The organism is Candidatus Paceibacterota bacterium (genome assembly GCA_028716825.1).
Lineage (GTDB): Bacteria > Patescibacteriota > Minisyncoccia > Minisyncoccales.
The window spans coordinates 1-17,176 of the sequence record JAQUPA010000016.1; the positions used below are offsets into that span (position 1 = coordinate 1).

The 17,176-nt window shown below is 32.6% G+C and carries 14 protein-coding genes, 1 tRNA gene and 1 other RNA gene; 4 read left to right on the forward strand and 12 right to left on the reverse strand.

Annotated elements, in window-relative coordinates:
* The 5 genes from PHI88_03060 to PHI88_03080 form a co-directional block, all read right to left on the reverse strand.
* On the reverse strand, window positions 1–595 hold a 595-nt coding region (locus PHI88_03060; GenBank protein MDD5552108.1), incomplete at its 3' end, for a permease-like cell division protein FtsX.
* A gap of 43 nt (window positions 596–638) precedes the next feature.
* Window positions 639–1,319, reverse strand: a complete 681-nt coding sequence (gene ftsE / locus PHI88_03065) for a cell division ATP-binding protein FtsE (GenBank protein ID MDD5552109.1) — start codon at window positions 1,317–1,319, stop codon at window positions 639–641.
* A 6-nt stretch (window positions 1,320–1,325) separates the two neighbouring features.
* On the reverse strand, window positions 1,326–2,252 hold the full coding sequence (prfB, locus tag PHI88_03070; GenBank protein ID MDD5552110.1) for a peptide chain release factor 2: 927 nt from the start codon (window positions 2,250–2,252) through the stop codon (window positions 1,326–1,328).
* Between the two features lie 138 nt (window positions 2,253–2,390).
* Window positions 2,391–2,463, reverse strand: a tRNA-Thr gene (locus PHI88_03075).
* 30 nt (window positions 2,464–2,493) lie between these two features.
* Window positions 2,494–3,855 (reverse strand): MBL fold metallo-hydrolase, encoded by a 1,362-nt coding sequence (locus PHI88_03080; GenBank protein ID MDD5552111.1) that lies wholly within the window; start codon window positions 3,853–3,855, stop codon window positions 2,494–2,496.
* A 120-nt stretch (window positions 3,856–3,975) separates the two neighbouring features.
* Between PHI88_03080 and PHI88_03085 the strand changes: the two genes are divergently transcribed.
* Window positions 3,976–4,443: a DUF4864 domain-containing protein gene (locus tag PHI88_03085; GenBank protein MDD5552112.1), complete on the forward strand. Its 468-nt coding sequence runs from the start codon at window positions 3,976–3,978 to the stop codon at window positions 4,441–4,443.
* A gap of 47 nt (window positions 4,444–4,490) precedes the next feature.
* Here the strand turns inward: PHI88_03085 and rnpB are convergent.
* From rnpB to murA, 7 genes are all read right to left on the reverse strand, one after another.
* Window positions 4,491–4,855: RNase P RNA component class A (rnpB, locus tag PHI88_03090), an RNA gene on the reverse strand.
* 74 nt (window positions 4,856–4,929) lie between these two features.
* Window positions 4,930–6,585 (reverse strand): hypothetical protein, encoded by a 1,656-nt coding sequence (locus PHI88_03095; GenBank protein ID MDD5552113.1) that lies wholly within the window; start codon window positions 6,583–6,585, stop codon window positions 4,930–4,932.
* A 51-nt stretch (window positions 6,586–6,636) separates the two neighbouring features.
* Window positions 6,637–7,716 (reverse strand): hypothetical protein, encoded by a 1,080-nt coding sequence (locus PHI88_03100; GenBank protein ID MDD5552114.1) that lies wholly within the window; start codon window positions 7,714–7,716, stop codon window positions 6,637–6,639.
* A 9-nt stretch (window positions 7,717–7,725) separates the two neighbouring features.
* Window positions 7,726–9,183: a L,D-transpeptidase gene (locus tag PHI88_03105; GenBank protein ID MDD5552115.1), complete on the reverse strand. Its 1,458-nt coding sequence runs from the start codon at window positions 9,181–9,183 to the stop codon at window positions 7,726–7,728.
* Window positions 9,184–9,275: 92 nt separating this feature from the next.
* Complete coding sequence (locus PHI88_03110; GenBank protein ID MDD5552116.1) at window positions 9,276–10,580, reverse strand: CAP domain-containing protein; 1,305 nt, start codon at window positions 10,578–10,580, stop codon at window positions 9,276–9,278.
* 93 nt (window positions 10,581–10,673) lie between these two features.
* Complete coding sequence (locus tag PHI88_03115) at window positions 10,674–11,675, reverse strand: rod shape-determining protein (GenBank protein MDD5552117.1); 1,002 nt, start codon at window positions 11,673–11,675, stop codon at window positions 10,674–10,676.
* Between the two features lie 18 nt (window positions 11,676–11,693).
* Window positions 11,694–13,019: a UDP-N-acetylglucosamine 1-carboxyvinyltransferase gene (gene murA / locus PHI88_03120; protein MDD5552118.1), complete on the reverse strand. Its 1,326-nt coding sequence runs from the start codon at window positions 13,017–13,019 to the stop codon at window positions 11,694–11,696.
* A 245-nt stretch (window positions 13,020–13,264) separates the two neighbouring features.
* Between murA and PHI88_03125 the strand changes: the two genes are divergently transcribed.
* The 3 genes from PHI88_03125 to PHI88_03135 are packed head-to-tail and all read left to right on the forward strand — an operon-like array spanning window position 13,265 to window position 17,099.
* A complete protein-coding gene (locus tag PHI88_03125; protein ID MDD5552119.1) occupies window positions 13,265–14,275 on the forward strand; it encodes a sigma factor-like helix-turn-helix DNA-binding protein in 1,011 nt (336 codons plus the stop codon).
* Between the two features lie 33 nt (window positions 14,276–14,308).
* Window positions 14,309–15,613: a hypothetical protein gene (locus PHI88_03130; protein ID MDD5552120.1), complete on the forward strand. Its 1,305-nt coding sequence runs from the start codon at window positions 14,309–14,311 to the stop codon at window positions 15,611–15,613.
* 7 nt (window positions 15,614–15,620) lie between these two features.
* Window positions 15,621–17,099, forward strand: a complete 1,479-nt coding sequence (locus PHI88_03135) for a type IV secretion system DNA-binding domain-containing protein (GenBank protein ID MDD5552121.1) — start codon at window positions 15,621–15,623, stop codon at window positions 17,097–17,099.
* The last annotated feature ends 77 nt before the right edge of the window (window positions 17,100–17,176 follow it).

Here is a 17,176-nt window from a genome sequence, read left to right on the forward strand (position 1 = left end):
TAATAGTATTAAATGTCACAACCATTGCCACAAAAACTAAAATAAAACCCGCTAATAACCCGCCATTTTGCACTGCAGCAGATATGGAAAATAGTTTTGAAATTATCGATTTATTTTCTCTCCAGTTAACTTTCTCAATTAAACTTTTATATTCTCCTTTTTCAAGAAAATTTGCGAGTTTTGCATAAGCGTCTGTGGTCTCTGCACGAACATTTAAAGAAGCTGGTAAAGGATTTGATCCTATCTCGTCAAGACTTTCCATTAAAAGATCGTTGTCTTTGTGAGTTTCTTTAAACCTTTGAATGGCCATTTCTTTTGAAACATATTCAACTTCTTCTACTTCGGGAAACTTTTCCAATCTTTGCTCTAGTGTCAAAATGGCATTTTCGTTAGCATTTAATTTAAAATAAACACTTACGTCCACCTTATCTTCAAGCGAAGAAACAAGGGTTTTGCTCATTGAATTTAAAAGCAAAACTCCCCCAACCAAGAAAAGCACTGTGAACATTATAAAAATAGTACCTATAGAAATTCCGATATTTCTTGTAAGCGCCTGCCAGCCAAATTTTAGAATTCTAACAAAATTTGTAAGCATATATCTTATAATTATTAAATATTAAAATTGCAAAAATGTCAATCTATAAACAATAACGACCTGTCTGTTCATCTCTTATAAGTTTGCCCTTCTCAAGCACAATAACCCTCCTTTGCATCATATTTACAACTTCTCTGTTGTGAGTTGCTAAAATAACACCAGTACCAAGCTGGTTAATCTTTTTAAAAAGATTAATTATTTCTCTTGCATTGTAAACATCAAGGTTACCAGTTGGCTCGTCCGCAACAATAAATTTTGGCTGAATAATAATAGCTCTTGCAATAGCAGTTCTTTGTTGTTCACCCGCAGAAAGTTGTTCTGGAAAATTTTCTGCTTTATCTAAAATCCCGACAAGATCTAAAGCCTGAGGAACGGTTCTTTTAATCTCCCCATCGCTTTTCCCAGAAATTTCAAGCGCAAAAGCTACGTTTTCAAAAACAGTCTTTCTATCAAGCAACTTAAAATCCTGATGCACAACACCGATTTTTCTTCTATGAAAAGGAAGTTTTGAGTGTTTTATTTTGGGAACGCTAATATCTTCAAAAACAATATTTCCTTTAGTGGGTTTGTCATATGCCAAAAGAAGATTCATAAGAGTGGTTTTTCCTGCTCCTGATTTTCCCACAAGAGAGATAAACTCCCCTTTTGAAATTCCAAAACTTACATTATTTAGCGCAACACAATTGTTCGAGAAAGTTTTTGTTACATTATCAAAATAAATCATGTTTTATTATTTATAATTTAATTCAGCTTCAATAAATTCATTGATATCGCCGTCTAAAATTTCTTTTATTTTTGATGTCTTAACCCTGGTCCTATGATCTTTCACCATCTGATATGGCTGAAAAACATAACTTCGTATCTGGCTTCCCCATTTTGCTTCTTTTATTTTGCCTCTTTCTTCTGTGGCGATTGATTTTTCTTTTTTTTCTTTAATCTGAAATAATTTTGATTGTAAAACCGAGAGTGCAGTTTTTTTGTTCTCGCCCTGTAACCTTTCTGACTGACAAGAAACTGAAATTCCACTTGGTATGTGAGTTACCCTAACTGCACTTTCTCTCCTGTTAACGTATTGACCCCCAGCGCCAGAGGCCCTGAAAGTATCTATTTTTAAGTCCTCTTTTTTAATTTCAACATCGCTTTCTTTAATTTTCGGCAGAACTTCAACTAAAGCAAAGGAAGTGTGTCGAAGTTTCTTTGCAGAAAATGGAGAAATTCTAACAAGCCTATGAACGCCGTTTTCTCCTTTTAAAATACCAAAAGCATAGTCTCCACAAATTTCTATGGTTACAGATTTTATACCACCCTCTCCTATTTGTCTTCCAATTTCTTTTAATTGAAATCCTTTTTTTTCTAAGTACTTTTGGTACATTCTGTAAAGAATAGCAACCCAGTCCTCAGCGTCCCTTCCGCCGGTCCCTGCATAAATCGAGAGGAAAGTATTATTTTTATCGTATTTTCCTTTAAATTTCTGCTTTGTTTTCTCGCTTTTTATTGCATCCTCTAAAAAAGCAATTTTTTTATCTAACTCCCTTTTAATATTTTTATCATCCTTTGCTAAGTCTTGAAATTCTTGTAAGTCTTTTATCTCTTTTTTAAAATTTTTAAATATTCCCTCTTCAAAGATGGTCCTGCAACTGCAGGATTTCTTTATCAAGATTCTCAATTTTTTCCTCGTTAATCATAAAAATTATTTGGCTTGTCTTCGGATTATTTCTATCAAATTTCCACTCGTTAGTCAAATTACAAATTTAGCGACAAATGTCTTATTTTTACTTAAAGTTTCTCCAGCTAGAGCCGACAGTCCGATTCGAACGGACGACCTACTCTTTACGAAAGAGTTGCTCTACCAACTGAGCTATGCCGGCTCTGGCGGGAGAAAAAAGTTAATAATAATTTTAAATTCTGTAACTTGATCCGTAATCTGGAACCTCAGTTTCAATTCCTAATTTATCTCTTATAGAGCATGCCAAAGATAATGAAGGATTTTCTTCGCCATGCACAACAAATATTTTCTTTAAAAGGTTTTCCTCTTTTAGTTGAGCGCTACTTTTAATACTGTATAACCAACGGAAAAGTCCGTCTTTATCTGGATGAGCAGAATAACCTTCAATTGCCTTTATATCTGCAAGGACTGGTACTCTCTCACTAAAAATTTGAACTTCCTTTGTGCCTTCTTGAATTTTTCTACCCAACGTTCCTGCTACTTGATAGGAAATTAACAAAAGACAATTTTTAGAACCAGGCAGGTATCTCCTTTCATGGTGTAAAATTCTTCCTCCTGTTGACATGCCAGAACCTGCGATAATTATTTTTGGCAGATCAACATCGTTAATTTTTTTCGAATCTTCTACTTTTCTTGTAAAAGTCAGGCCCTTAAAATCAAAAATTTTATCTCCCGTCCTTAGGAGATATGACGCTTCTTTGTTGTAATATTTTTTATATTTTTTGTAAACATTAATGGACTGGATCGCAAGCGGGCTGTCAACAAAAACTGGAACTCTTGGAATTCTTCTATTCTCTACAAGTTCGTTCATTTCATATAGAATTTCTTGTGTCCTTTCAATCGCAAATGCTGGAATCATTAAAACTCCTTTTTTTCTTATAGTATCTTCAATTATATCTTCTAATTTATTTTTTCTTTCTATAAATTCTTTATGAACTCTGTCTCCATATGTCGATTCAACAACAACATAATCAGCTGAAGAAGGAAATTCTGTGGACCTTAAAAGTGGAGTTGGCGGGTTGCCAAGATCGCCGCTAAAAACAATCTTCTTTTTTTCTGTAAAAATTTCAATAATAGCAGATCCTAATATGTGTCCTGCATCAAGAAGTTTAAAAGAAAATTTATTTTTGTCTTCTTTTGCTAAATTTATTTCTTTATGATATTCCACTGCTTCAAAAAGAGAAAAAGTTTTTTTTATGTCTTCTTTTGAAAAAAAGATTTCTTCTTGAATTTCCATAGAGTCTTTTAATACTAATTTTGAAAGCTCTATGGTAGGAGGAGTTGCAAAAATTTTTCCGTTAAAGCCACCCTGAATTAAAATAGGCAATCTTCCTACATGATCAAAGTGAGCATGGGTTATAATAACGGCATCTATTTTTCTAGGATCATATGGAAATGGTTTTTTATTTTTTTGCTCTAAAACTTTTGGGCCCTGAAAAAAACCACAATCAATTAAAATTTTTTTTCCTTGACTTTCTAAAAGAAAATTAGAACCTGTTACAACTTTTGTCGCACCAAAAAAAGATAGCTTCATTTTTTTTATTAATTACTAAGGTTAAATTATATTAACAAGACTAAATAAAATCAAATAGCTTGAAAATAAAAAAATTTATGCTAAACTTTTATTCTGTTTTCATAATTTATTTTACAAAATATGATTGAACCAGAAATTAAAAGAATAGAGGTCTCTGAAGACCCAGAAGAAAAGAAACCAAAAAAAGAAAAGAAATCAAAAAAATGGAAAGTTTTGTTCTTTCTTTTGATTGTCGCGGGAGCAGCAACTTTTGGTTTTTTTAAGTTTAAATCAATACAAGCTGACAAAGCTATCGAGGAACAACTTTCTTTATTAAAAGAAGGAAAAATTAAAAATGCTTATGAAATAACTTCAAAGGATTTCAAAGAAGAAACATCTCTTGAAACTTTTAATACCTTCATAGAACAACATCCTTCTTTTAAAAAAAATAAAAGTTATGATTTTACCGAAAGAAAAGAAGAGGGAAATATTATCATATTGAAGGGAGAACTAATATCTGAAGATGGAAATACAACCCACGTCCAATACAAAATCATAAAAGAAAGTAATAAATGGAAAATTTACGGAATTGAAATAACTTCTTCTTAGTTAGAAAGTAGAAACTCACAAAAAAAATCCGGAAAGCCGGATTTTTTTTGTGAGAGTAAATTGTAAGCCGAATTCTGTTATCCGACGTTTAGTCGAAATGTAGTCATTTATCTGGGCCTTATGTTACCATAAGGCTCAAGCTCCTTTTCGAATTGCACCAAGTAGGGTTTACCACGAACTCTGGTCTCCCAGAGCCGAGTCCCGTCTACGGGACACTTTTCACCTTTCTCCTGTTCCTTTAGGGAACTAGGATAGTATAGTCTCTGTGGCACTTTCCCTAGAATTTCTTCTGCTCTGCGTTACGGAGTACTTACTTCCTTTAAAATATTAAAGGGGTGTTCGGACTTTCCTCCCTATTAAATTAAATTCTAAAGAATTATTATTTAACAGGGCGACTACTACCTTTACTCTCACGGCAAAATTATAGCATTTTTCTAAAAAAAATCAACCAAAGAAATAAAAAAAATTGAATTATAGTTCAAAAAATTATTCGTATTTAATAATAAAATTTATTCTTTCCTCAAAAGTTGGAACTTTACTAACCCAAAATGGCCAAAGAGAAACTTTTGAATTTTTAATCTGATCCCCCATTTCTTCTTTAAAATATTTCTGAAACTCTGACGGATTTTTTCCAATTATTGATTTTTTTACTTCTGACTCATTAATCTCCCAGGCAACTTTCTCGACGCCTTGAAAACTAACTTCTAAATTTTTTTTCTTATCGCCGCTTCCCAAAAGCTCATATTCAATTTTCTGGGTTTTTAATATCTCTTTAAATCGAATTCCGTCTTTTACTTTCTCAGAAACAATCTCAGAAATTATTTTTTGAACATCTTCTTTTTTAAAATTTAAAATTTTTACTGTGATTTTTGTAATACCCTCAAACCTATCTGCTATATCTCCAGTTTCTTTATTAAAAACAATTTCTTCTTTTTCAATAATGGCTATATTTCTCCAAAAATTGGATTCATCCACTGATTCTCCTGTTATTTCTTTGATTAGTTTTTTAATCTCTTCTTCTTGGAAGACTTTCATTAATCTTTCAGCGTTTTTAATATCTTCTTCCGCAACAATTTTTGCCTTACCAATAATTCCTCCCTCCATAGACTCTATGGATTTTGCAGAAACTTTATCATAAAGGGAATCACCTTTAAGTCCTGGCAGGGTAAAAGAAGTTGCTTCTATGTTATATTCTTTGCCTGCTTTCTCTGCGACTACTTCAACTTTAACTTCGCTAGGATTTGAAACACTACCAGCAGGAACCGAAATTCGGTCTTTCGACTTAAAAATTTTTCCATCTTTTGTTTGAAAGCGAGTCCCGGAGATAAATCGGTAAGAAGACGTATCTTTATTATAAAGCGTAACTTCTCCTTCGGCTTTTTTTGTGACTTCTTCTTCTTTTGAACTTATAAAAGTCTTTTTAATATCTTTTTCTTTTCCTAATAAAGTTCCTGGGATGACTTTATTTTTGAGACTAAATTGTTCATCTTTCTTAACTTCAAAAACCCCGGAAAAATCTACTTCCTCGCTTGTGGGAATTATAGTAACATCTGCTTTTGGTAGCCAAACCAAAGCGAAAATAATACTTCCCAATATCGCAATAAGAATAAAAATATAAAATATAGTAACTCCACTTAATCTCCTTTTTAAAGTAGATTCTTTTTTATCTTGCTTGGGTTTTGGTTCCTTTTTTTCTTTTTCTTCTAGTTTTTCTGACAACTCTTTTGGCTCCTTTTTTTCCTCAATAATTTTATTCTGATCTTCTTCTTCTAAATTTTCTTCTATGCCTCTTTGCTCGTTATTCATTTCGCTCTGAGGACGAATATCATTCACAGATGGCCTGAAAGAAACTTCACCACCCTTATTTAAAAAAGAACCACCCACTAAACTATATTCTATTCTAATTCCACAATCTTCAGCTAATTTTCTGTATTGGGAGTCTGTAGAGAAAATACTCAAATCCTTCTCTTGTCTCTGGGCTTCTTTCTTTAAAATAGTAAGTTTTTCTATGTTTTTTAAGTTTTTATTCTCTTCTGGCAAAACCAAAATCACTTTTTTCTTTTCGGTTTTTTCTATTTTGTCTTTCACGGCCAACAAATCATCCGGAGGATCAATATATATAATTTTAGAATATTCATTCATATCTAAAAAGTATTTTAATATTTTTTTTAGAAAACAGCAAGAAGAAAAATGCTATCTTTTAATATATTTTAATTTATCATTTAATAGATCTTGCCATAAAAGATGAAGTTTACCGCTCCTATCAAGAAAAACAGAATTGCTGCCGCCAATTTCTCCTTTTATATTTTTTGCAGTAAAATCATCTTTTTTATCAATAATTGAAACATGCCATTTGTCGTTAACTTTCTCGGCAATTCTAAAACTATTATCAGAAAGGCCGACATACGAAATTATAAAATTTTGATCTTTTCCTGTTATGTTTGTCTCTTCCCCCACTATTCCTTCGCTATCAACTTTTTCTAAAATCCATCCACCATAGCTTTTTTTGGCAACTTTCAAAATACCCTCTTTGGCATCGAAATAGCTTATAATAGGAACATCCCCTCTCTCTAAATAAATAGAGTTGTAACGACCAACATCTTCTCCAAAATCAACGGTTTCTTTTTTCCAATAATTACCATTGAAATATAAATACAAAAGACTTTTTCTTTCAAAATCAAAATAAGAAATATGCGGATTATCTTTTTTATCTAAAAAAAGATCATTCCACCAACCAACTTTGCCATAATCTATAATGTCTATTTTCCATTTTCCATTTTCTTTTGTGCCATACAAAAGACCATTTTGGGGAGACCAAAAGCTTATGTGAGGAATGTCATTATTATCAAATGCTAAATTACAAGATAATGAAGCGTCATAAAAAATTTCTTCAACTTTCCAGCTGTTTTTTTCTTTTGTTGCTAAACTCAAAGAACCTTCTTTTGTAAAATAAAGAATGTAATAATTGTCATTTCTATCTCTTGCCAGGCTAATATTTGGCCCTGGAAGACCATTTTTTACTATAATCTCTTTTCTCCATATTCCGTTTGTTTTTTCTGCAAAAACTAAATTTCCATTACTTTGAATATAAGAAGCTTTTGGTTCATCTAAAGAATTTAAAAGTAAAGAATTTCCAAAACCATCCCGGCCAACTACTTCAATATTTTTCCTTTGTATAGAAGACAATAAATTCGGATAATAAATATTACCGATTAAAATTGTTCCCAAAAAAATTATTAATATAAATGTGATCAAAAAAATTTTCTCAAACATAAAATAATATTACCAATGTATTACAATTTTTGTCCCAATGTCCGCGAAGGAATAAACCCTGCTTGCGGCCCCAATGCCAAGTCTTACACAACCATGGGAAACAGGAATACCAAGATGGCTTTCTCCTTCTCTATATCCTCCCGGCCAGTAAGGAAGTTCGTGGATATAGTAACCATTATAAAATCTCAAAGAGTATGGCATATAAAGAGAATATTTATGGGACCAATGCAAGCTTTCTTTTGACAAAACACTAAAAGTTCCTGTTGGCGTTCCCATTCCATATCTGCCGCTCGAAATTGGATATGTAGATAAAATCTTGCCCGATCGATAGAGTCTTAAATACTGAGAAGAAAGATTAATGTCTATATATTTTCCAGAAATATAATAAACAGAGTATAACCTAAAAGTAAGGCGAGCTCCGAGTATAGTAACTATATATGTTTTATTTTTTTCAATACTATTTGGTTTAAAAACTACCCACTTTTTTTCCGGACCGAAAATAAAATCTCCTTCAAGTGATGGGGTTATCTTAAAACTTTCAAGGAATTCTGATCTTTCTATTGGATTTGTAAAAGTTATAACTACTTGTTGTTTATTCTTGTCAAAGTAAATATTTTTAACTCTTACAGAAGCAAGTTTAAAACTAAGGTTTTTATTAAATATCTTCAATTTATAAGTTTGATCTTCCTTTAAACTTTTTGGCTTAATTACGACCGTCGTCTTTTTATTGTCTAAAGAAAAATCAACTTTTAAAGAAGGAGAAATCTTAAAGTTTTGAGAAATTTCTTCTTTTGAAGAAGGTTTTGTTATGGTAGCTACAACTTGTTTTTTTACCTCGTCGAAATAAACATCCTTAACTTTAGGAAGATCTATTTTAAAAACAATCTCTTTATCAAAAATCTTAGCTTTATAATCTTTATCTTCTTTAATAATTTCTGGTATGAAAGTTACTTTTTTATTATGATCAGAAAAAAAATATCTTCCATGAACAGAAGGAGTTATTTTGAACTCTTTAAAAAAATATTCTTCATTTATTGGTTCAAAAAATTCAATCTCTATTTTTTTTTCTTTTTTGTTAAATAATAATTTTTTTGTTTTTGGGGAAGTGAGAGAAAAAATAAATTCTTTATTGAAAATATCTATTTTGTATGATTTGTCTCTTTCTATTTTCTCAGGAATAAAAATTATTTTTTTATAGCCACTTATATTAAATAAATAATTAAATTCTTTAGAAAAATAAAAATCACCTTTTATTTCTGGATTAAAATCAAGATTTCTAAAAAAATGAACTTTCGCGATTGGATATTTCGAAATAAACTCTACCTTGCCATATTCAAAAGAATCTCCGGCCGAAGGCGGGAAATATTTTAATTCAATAGATTGAGCTATTGCTCTTGAATAAAAATAAGAAGAGAAAAGAGAAAGAAAAACTACAATAAAAATAGCAATGGTCAGTTTCTTCCACATAAAAAATAAAGTAATATACCTAAAACTAGTTAAGATTCAATTCTTAAATTATAAATGAAAAATGATTTCTTCGCAATTTAAACTATTAATTCTTACAAAACTCCTAAACTATGAGGTAAAAGTTTTAAAATTATAGATTTATCTAGAAGTAATAAGGCTAAAAGAACGGAAGAATAAAGCACTCCTCTTAAAACTATATCTGCGTGTTGAATATTAACTTTTATAAAAATATCTAGACAAAAAGATAAAAAGACAAGTGCAAAGACAGAAAGAAATATTGTTCTTGTTATAGAATTATAATTTCGAACAAGAAAATTCATAGCTTTAACTCCAAGAGATGTACCTTTTTTTTCTACTTCTTGAGCTATTTCTGGTTTTGTAATTTCTTCTGGTGTTTTTGTCAATGTAGGACTTGGTGTTATTACTTCTTCTTGGGTAATTTCCTGCTTAGAAGAAACAGCTTCTTTCGTTGAAGTAGGTGTGGGCGTAATCTTTTCCTTTGTAACGGGTGTTTCTTGGGACTTCTTAACTACTGACTTACTTTTATCTATTTCTAAAAGTTTATTTAAAAGAAGGGCATTTTGCCAACTTAATCCATAATAAGAGCTAGCCTTTCCAAGATTAAATTCCTCATACATCTTTGCTCTTTCCTGAATTGAAGGAAGGTGTTGTCCTTTGTTTCTATAATAATCGGAAAGCGTCATACCTCCTGGTGTTGAAACATATCTTGGTGTTTGGGTATAAGTTTTTTGAGGTTGGGAAATTTTTCTTGATATTGTCTTTTGAGTTTTCTTTGTCGTAATTGTCTTGGCGTAAGTTGAAGGAATGTTTAATTGCGTCCCAAAATATTGAACTACAACGGTTGTCCTTCTACCCTTAAAATCTCCTTTCAAAACCGCCATCCCAATTTCTTTAAACCTGGGATTTACTATATTCGCTCTATGCACAGAAGAAGAATACCAAGCCTGAAAAAGTTCTCCTGAATCAATAAAGTCTATGGCTAAGTTTTCTCCTGCATATCTATAATTATAACCACTCTTTTCTAACCAATACCAAGGACTCCTCCCTAAGGGACTTGTATGAGCAAAATAATCATATTTCAGCATATCTTGAGCCTTAAGATATGCTGCTCTGTTAAGGTTATTGTTTTCTTTTAATATCGCAACACCGCTATTTGATCTTTTCTGATTGGTTAAATTCAAAAGCACTGATTTACTAACAGCGGAGAAAAAAGAAGTATTCGGGAAAAAACAAAGGAAAGAAAAAGAGACAAACTTAAGCAAAACAAATAATACTATCAAAACTAATAATGATTTACTCAAAAGAAAATACGGCCTGTAATTGTTTTCTTTACTGGGAATTATCAATTTTTTTATTTTTTTGAAAACTTCTGCCATGTGTTCTCTGTTTATTAATTAAATAATACAACTTTTAAAGAAAAAAGTCAAGCTTGTGTAGCCTGACCTTAAAAGTGGATTTTCAGAACTTTTTTATCTTTTTTTTGTCATTATGCTCTTCTTGTAGGTTTCAAGATGTTCAAGAACTATGCCGGTTCCTTTCGCCACACAGAAGAAAGGATCTTCTGCAATTTGACAAGAAACGCCTGTATGAGACGTAAAATAATCATCAACTTTTCGTAAAAGAGCTCCTCCGCCCGCAATTACCATCCCTTTTTCCATTATATCTGCTGAAATTTCAGGAGGAGTTTCTTTTAAAACATTTTTTACACCCTGTAATATCTCGCCCAACTCGCCTTGAATTGCATCACAAATTTCAGTGGAAGAAACTTCTATTGTTTTTGGAAGACCCAAGAGCAAATTTCTGCCCTTAATTTGTATCTTTTTTTCTTCTTCAAGAGGTAGGGCAGATCCAATTTCAACTTTTATTCTTTCAGCTGTTTGTTCACCAATAGCAAGATCGTATTTATCTTTAATATATTTCTCAATAGCAAAATCAATTTTATCTCCCCCTACTCTTACGGACGAGGCGGCAACAATACCTCCTAAAGATATAACAGCAACCTCAGAAGTACCACCGCCAATATCTATTATCATATTTCCAGAAGATGAGTTTATTGGGATGCCAGCTCCGATTGCAGAAAGTACTGGCTCCTTTACAACATAAGCATTTTTTGATCCTGCTTTAAGAGCTGCTTCAATTACTGCTCTTCTTTCGGTAGAAGTTGCACCTGCTGGAATTCCAATTAAAATCTCTGGCTTTTTAAAAAGGGATCTTTTTGATTTTTTAATGAAATATCTTAACATTGCTTCTGTCACTCTAAAGTCAGCAATAACTCCATCTTTAAGAGGCCTGTAAGCAATTATTGAATCTGGGGTCCTTCCAATCATTTCTTTTGCTTCTTTACCAACTGCTAAAACTCTGTTTTCTCCCACAGAAACAGCAACAACAGTTGGTTCAGAAAGCGCAATTCCCCTTCCTTTTAGGAAAACAATTGAATTGCAAGTTCCAAGATCAATGCCTATTTTCGCCATAAATTTATTAAAATATTTTTATTTTTTATTAATTTCTATTCTTTTTATATCAGCTCCTACTTTCTTTAACCTCTCTTCTATTTTTTCATATCCTCTGTCAATTTGATATATATTATCGATTGTACTTTCACCCTCTGCTATTAAAGCTGCTATCAAAAGTGCTGCGCCTGAACGCAAATCATAATTTTTCATTTTTGTACCTTTCAAGGTAACCTGCCCTCTTACAATCGCTCTATGGGGGTCCAAAACTGCAATATCTGCGCCCATCCTGTTAAGTTCATTTAAATATCGCAATCTTCCCTCGTATAACGGATCATGAATTAAAGTATCACCTGGTGCCTGTGTTGCCAGAACCCCAAAAGCACATTGTAAATCAGTTGGAATACCAGGATATGGCAATACCTGAACTTTTGGAACAGGCAATAACTCTTTTGAGGATTCTACTTCAACATCACTTAATCCTTTCTTCTCGTTCACCTTCTGAATCCTTATACCAAATTCTTTAAGTTTTTCAACAACAAGGTCTAGTGTCCAAAGCGGCACATTTTTTATTATTATTTTCCCTGCAAAATCTTTACCCTTCAAAATCCTATGATTATTTACAAGTCCTGCCATTATAAGAAAAGAACCAGCTTCTACAGAATCATAAATTACAGAATGAGAAAAACCTCTTAAATTTTTTTGTCCAGTTATTTCTATTTTATGGTCTTCAAGCCATTTGATTTTTGCCCCCATTTTTGAAAGAACATCGCAAAGATCTTTCACATGGGGTTCTATCGCAGCGATCTTAATTATTGTCTTGCCGGGCAAAAGAGCTGATGTCATTAAAATATTTTCAGTTGCGGTAACACTAAATTCTTGCAAAACTACCTCGCCCGCATTTAGTTTTTCTGCGAAAAGAGTATACTTACCCCCTTCTGTTTCAACACCAGCGCCAAGCTGCATAAAAGCTTCCAAATGAACATCAATCGGGCGAGATCCTATTACGCATCCACCCGGTTTTGGAATACTTGTTTTTTTAAACCTTGAAAGTAAAGGTCCTAAAAGAAAAACCGAAGACCGAAGGGCCATAACCAAATCCTCTCTTACTTTTGCGGGATCAACGTCTTTTGCCTGTATTTTTACTTCTCTCTCAGATACCCAATCTACTTTTGCACCAAGAGTCTCTATAAGCTCTAACATTCGAAAAATATCCTCTACAAGGGGTAAATTTTTAATATAACAGGGTTCTGAAGTTAAAAGTGTGGCTGCAATTATTGGAGTTGCAGCATTTTTACATCCCCTTACTTCAATCTCACCAGCAAAAGGTGTTTTCCCCTGGATAACGAAATAATCGGTTTCCATAATTCTGAACCCCGTAAAACGGGGTAAACTCCGTGAAAAATTTCAGCCCGAGGCTGATCGGCCTTTGGCCGAAATGCGTAAGCTCCATATCACCAAGAAAATTGATTTTAAAAAAAGACATTACAGATAAAAATATAACAAATTATGAATGATTTGACAAGTTTTAAAAAAAATGCTAAATTTAGAAAACAATAACACGACTAGATGACTCCTATAGCTCAGTTATTTTAAAGAAATCAAAAGTTATGTTAAATGTTGAAAAATACAAAAATACTATAGACGGCATCTTAAAAGAACTGCCAGAAAGAAGCCAAGATGTATTATCAAGAAGGATTGGCTTTGGTGGTAATAAAGAAACGTTGGAAAAGATAGGTAAAAATTATAATATAACGAGAGAAAGAGTAAGGCAAATAGAAAATAAGGCAGTTGAAGCAATTCAAAGATCAAAAAAATACACCAACTTAAAAGAACCGTTTTTGAAGGTAAAAAATTTTATTGACTTAAATGGCGGACTTAAAAAAGAAGACATTCTTGAGATTTTACTTACTCCAAAACCAGAAGAAAGACCATATCTCTATTTTTTATTGAAGATTGGTAATCCTTTTTTCTACCAGCCAGATTCTCCGGATCTTTATTCTTTCTGGAAAACAAAAGATAATGCACCAGACTATGCCAAAATTATAAGCGACTATCTTGTAAAAATGATGGAGAAAGAAAAAAGATTATTTAATAAAGAAGAATTAATAGAACTTTCTTATAAAGAAGCTCCGGGAATAATAAAAATAAAAATACCAAAAAATTATATTGCTTCCTATATTGAAGTTACAAAAAAAATCGAAGAAAATCCTTTTGGAGAATTCGGACCCGCTTATTGGCCAGAAGTTACCCCAAAAGGAATTAGAGATGAAGCTTATCTTGTTTTAAAGAAAGAAGGAAACCCAATGCACTTTGGGGACCTTGCAAAAATAATTGAAGAAAATCTTCAAAGACCCGTTAACAAAAACACTCTCCATAATGAATTAATTAAAAATGAAAAATTTGTCCTTGTGGGAAGAGGAATTTATGCTCTAAGAGAATGGGGCTATGAAGACGGCACAGTAAGAGATATAATTGAAAAAATTTTAGACGCAAGGGGATCGCTTGAGAAAAATGAAATATTAAAAGAGGTTCAAAAAAGAAGATTAGTTAAAGAAACTACAATTATATTAAACCTCCAATATTTCAATAAGGACAATAAGGGTAGATACGTTTTGTAATTTCTAGTAAAATAAAAGTAGTCTAATTATCACTTGTCATCACTTTTTGTCATGACTGATTTTCTTCTATATCTTCCTCAAATTTTAAGAAACGTCCTCTCTTTTTGGTGGCTTTGGTTAGCTATTTTCTTATATAAACCAGCGAAATATCTTTATCTTTGGGCATTAAGAGATATAAAATTTTATGATCAAATAGAATGGGTTTTGCTTGAGATACAAATGCCAGCAGAGGTAGAAAAGACTCCAAAGGCGATGGAAAACGTTCTCCATGCTATTTGGCCAATTTTTGATCCTCCAGCAAACTTTAGGGACTACTGGATAGATGGAAAATGGAACGCTTATTATTCTTTGGAAGTTGTTGGCAGAAGGGGCGAAATACATTTTTACGTAAGAACACCAAAAACCCATAAATCTCTTGTAGAATACGCTCTATACGCAGAATATCCAAATATGGAAATAACAGAAGCTGAGGACTACGTTAAAAAATTCGGGGAATTACCGAATGAAAAATACGACATCTGGCCAACGGACCAAAGACTCTTAAAGCCAGATGTATACCCAATAAGAACTTATGAATATTGGGAAACAGAATTAACAAGAATAGAAAGAAAAATAGATCCAATGTCAACTCTTCTTGAGCACTTTACGGGACTTGAAGAAGAAGAAGAGTGCTGGATACAGATAAAAATTTCACCTGCTAATTCTGAAATTCGTCCTTATCCAGAGGAAAGTAAAAAATTTATTAATGAACTAATGAAAAGATCTCAGAAAAAAGAAATGGGAGCTATAGAAAGCCTTCAGTTGTCAAAAGCACCAATGGATATGGTAAGTGTAATTGCTGAAGGAAAACCAATTCCAGATAGGGCCGGAGGAGAAGAAGACCCAAGCTTTGACATTGGTTTAATGAAACTCAGCCCTGGAGAATCAGAAGTTTTAAGGGCAATAGAAGAAAACGTCGGTAAATATTTTTATGAAACCAATATTCGTTTTTTATATTTAGCAAAGAGAGAAATCTTTTCCCCTCCCAGAGGAGTCGCTCCTCTTGTTGGTTTCTTCAGCCAATTTTCAACTGTCAATTTAAACGGTCTTGCTCCTGACAAAACAAAACCAAAAGTTATGCCTTGGTTTTTTGAGAAAAGAAGACTTTTTACAAAAAAAAGAAAAATGTATAGATATTTTAGAGATCGTATGTGGCCATGGCACAGACCCCCTTATGTTTTCTCAACGGCGGAGCTTGCTACAATTTTCCACTTTCCAAGTAAGGAAATCGCTCCATCTATTGGAGTGCCACGTGTTGAAATTAAAAAAGGTGGATATCCCCCGGAATTACCTACTTAAAAATTAAATGAAAAAAGACATAATTTATTTTGGTAAGGCAGTTTATCATAAACACGAGAAAATTTTCGGGATAAAAACCGACGATAGACGTCGCCATATGTATATGATCGGAAAAACAGGTGTGGGAAAAACAGCTGTACTTAAAAATATGGCAATCCAGGACATAGAAGCAGGCAGGGGTGTTGGCGTCGTTGATCCTCATGGAGAATTCGCGGAAGATTTGTTAAATTTTATACCAAAATCAAGAGTGAATGATGTCGTTTATATCGATCCTTCAGACATAGATTTTCCAATTGCTTTTAATGTAATGGAAAAAGTTGATTTCTCCTGGAGACACCTTGTAGCCGCTGGACTTCTTGGGGTATTTAAAAAAATATGGCCGGATGTCTGGTCTGCAAGAATGGAATATATTTTAAACAACTCAATAATGGCTTTACTTGAAATACCCGACAGTACTCTTCTTGGAATCAATAGACTACTGGCAGATAAAGATTACAGAGAAAAAATTGTCGCGAAAGTTACGGATCCTACGATAAAATCTTTCTGGGTAAATGAATTTGCAAGATATCCCGACAGATTCCGAGAAGAAGCAGTATCCCCTATCCAGAACAAGGTGGGACAATTCATATCAGCTCCCTTAATTAGAAATATAATAGGGCAGGTTAAATCAAAACTTAACATGAGAAAAGTAATGGACGAGGGAAAAATTTTAATAATGAATTTATCAAAAGGAAGAATAGGAGAAGATCCTTCAAAATTACTCGGAGCACTTCTTATAACTAAGCTTCAACTCGCCGCAATGTCTAGAGTAGACACTCCCGAAGAAGAAAGAAAAGACTTTTTTTTATATGTCGATGAATTCCAAAACTTTGCTACAGAGGCTTTTGCTACTGTACTTTCTGAAGCAAGAAAATATAGGTTAAATCTTACATTAGCACATCAATATATTACTCAAATGGAAGAAACTGTAAGAGATGCTGTTTTTGGAAATATTGGAACTACGATTTGTTTCAGAGTAGGAGCAGGTGATGCTGATTTCTTAGAAAAAGAATTTATACCAGAGTTTTCTTTAAGCGACCTTGTAAACCTTCCAAAATATAAGATATATTTAAGATTAATGATTGATGGTATTTCTTCTCGTCCATTTTCAGCCATAACACTCCCGCCCTTTGAAAAACCAGAATCTCCTTATAAGGATAAAATCATTAAAATTTCACGAGAAAGGTATGGAACGCCGAGAGAAAAAATAGAAGAGAAAATAGCGCGCTGGAGTGGAGTCCTTGAAACTGGTAAAATTATCGAAAAAGAAAGGAAGGATTATTCTCGAGAAAAAAAAGAAGGACGTTTAACTCCAATGGAACAAATAACGCCTATTTCTCTTAAAAAAATTTCCAAGAAAAAACCAATGAATATAACACCAAAGAAAAAACCTGATGTAAAAGAGGTGAGAAAAATAATTGAAAAGGCCCTAGATAAAGAAAAATAAAATTTATGTTTGAATATTTTATAAGCCCAAGTAAAGGGAAAATGAATTTTAACAAGCTCCTTGAAGAAATAATTAAT

What these genes read in the sequence shown, in the direction of transcription:
- ftsE (MDD5552109.1), bottom strand. Translation starts at nt 1,319, where the DNA reads ATGATTTATTTTGATAATGTAACAAAAACTTTCTCGAACAATTGTGTT.
- PHI88_03080 (MDD5552111.1), bottom strand. Translation starts at nt 3,855, where the DNA reads ATGAAGCTATCTTTTTTTGGTGCGACAAAAGTTGTAACAGGTTCTAAT.
- PHI88_03085 (MDD5552112.1), top strand. Translation starts at nt 3,976, where the DNA reads ATGATTGAACCAGAAATTAAAAGAATAGAGGTCTCTGAAGACCCAGAA.
- PHI88_03095 (MDD5552113.1), bottom strand. Translation starts at nt 6,585, where the DNA reads ATGAATGAATATTCTAAAATTATATATATTGATCCTCCGGATGATTTG.
- PHI88_03100 (MDD5552114.1), bottom strand. Translation starts at nt 7,716, where the DNA reads ATGTTTGAGAAAATTTTTTTGATCACATTTATATTAATAATTTTTTTG.
- PHI88_03105 (MDD5552115.1), bottom strand. Translation starts at nt 9,183, where the DNA reads ATGTGGAAGAAACTGACCATTGCTATTTTTATTGTAGTTTTTCTTTCT.
- PHI88_03110 (MDD5552116.1), bottom strand. Translation starts at nt 10,580, where the DNA reads ATGGCAGAAGTTTTCAAAAAAATAAAAAAATTGATAATTCCCAGTAAA.
- PHI88_03115 (MDD5552117.1), bottom strand. Translation starts at nt 11,675, where the DNA reads ATGGCGAAAATAGGCATTGATCTTGGAACTTGCAATTCAATTGTTTTC.
- murA (MDD5552118.1), bottom strand. Translation starts at nt 13,019, where the DNA reads ATGGAAACCGATTATTTCGTTATCCAGGGGAAAACACCTTTTGCTGGT.
- PHI88_03125 (MDD5552119.1), top strand. Translation starts at nt 13,265, where the DNA reads ATGTTAAATGTTGAAAAATACAAAAATACTATAGACGGCATCTTAAAA.
- PHI88_03135 (MDD5552121.1), top strand. Translation starts at nt 15,621, where the DNA reads ATGAAAAAAGACATAATTTATTTTGGTAAGGCAGTTTATCATAAACAC.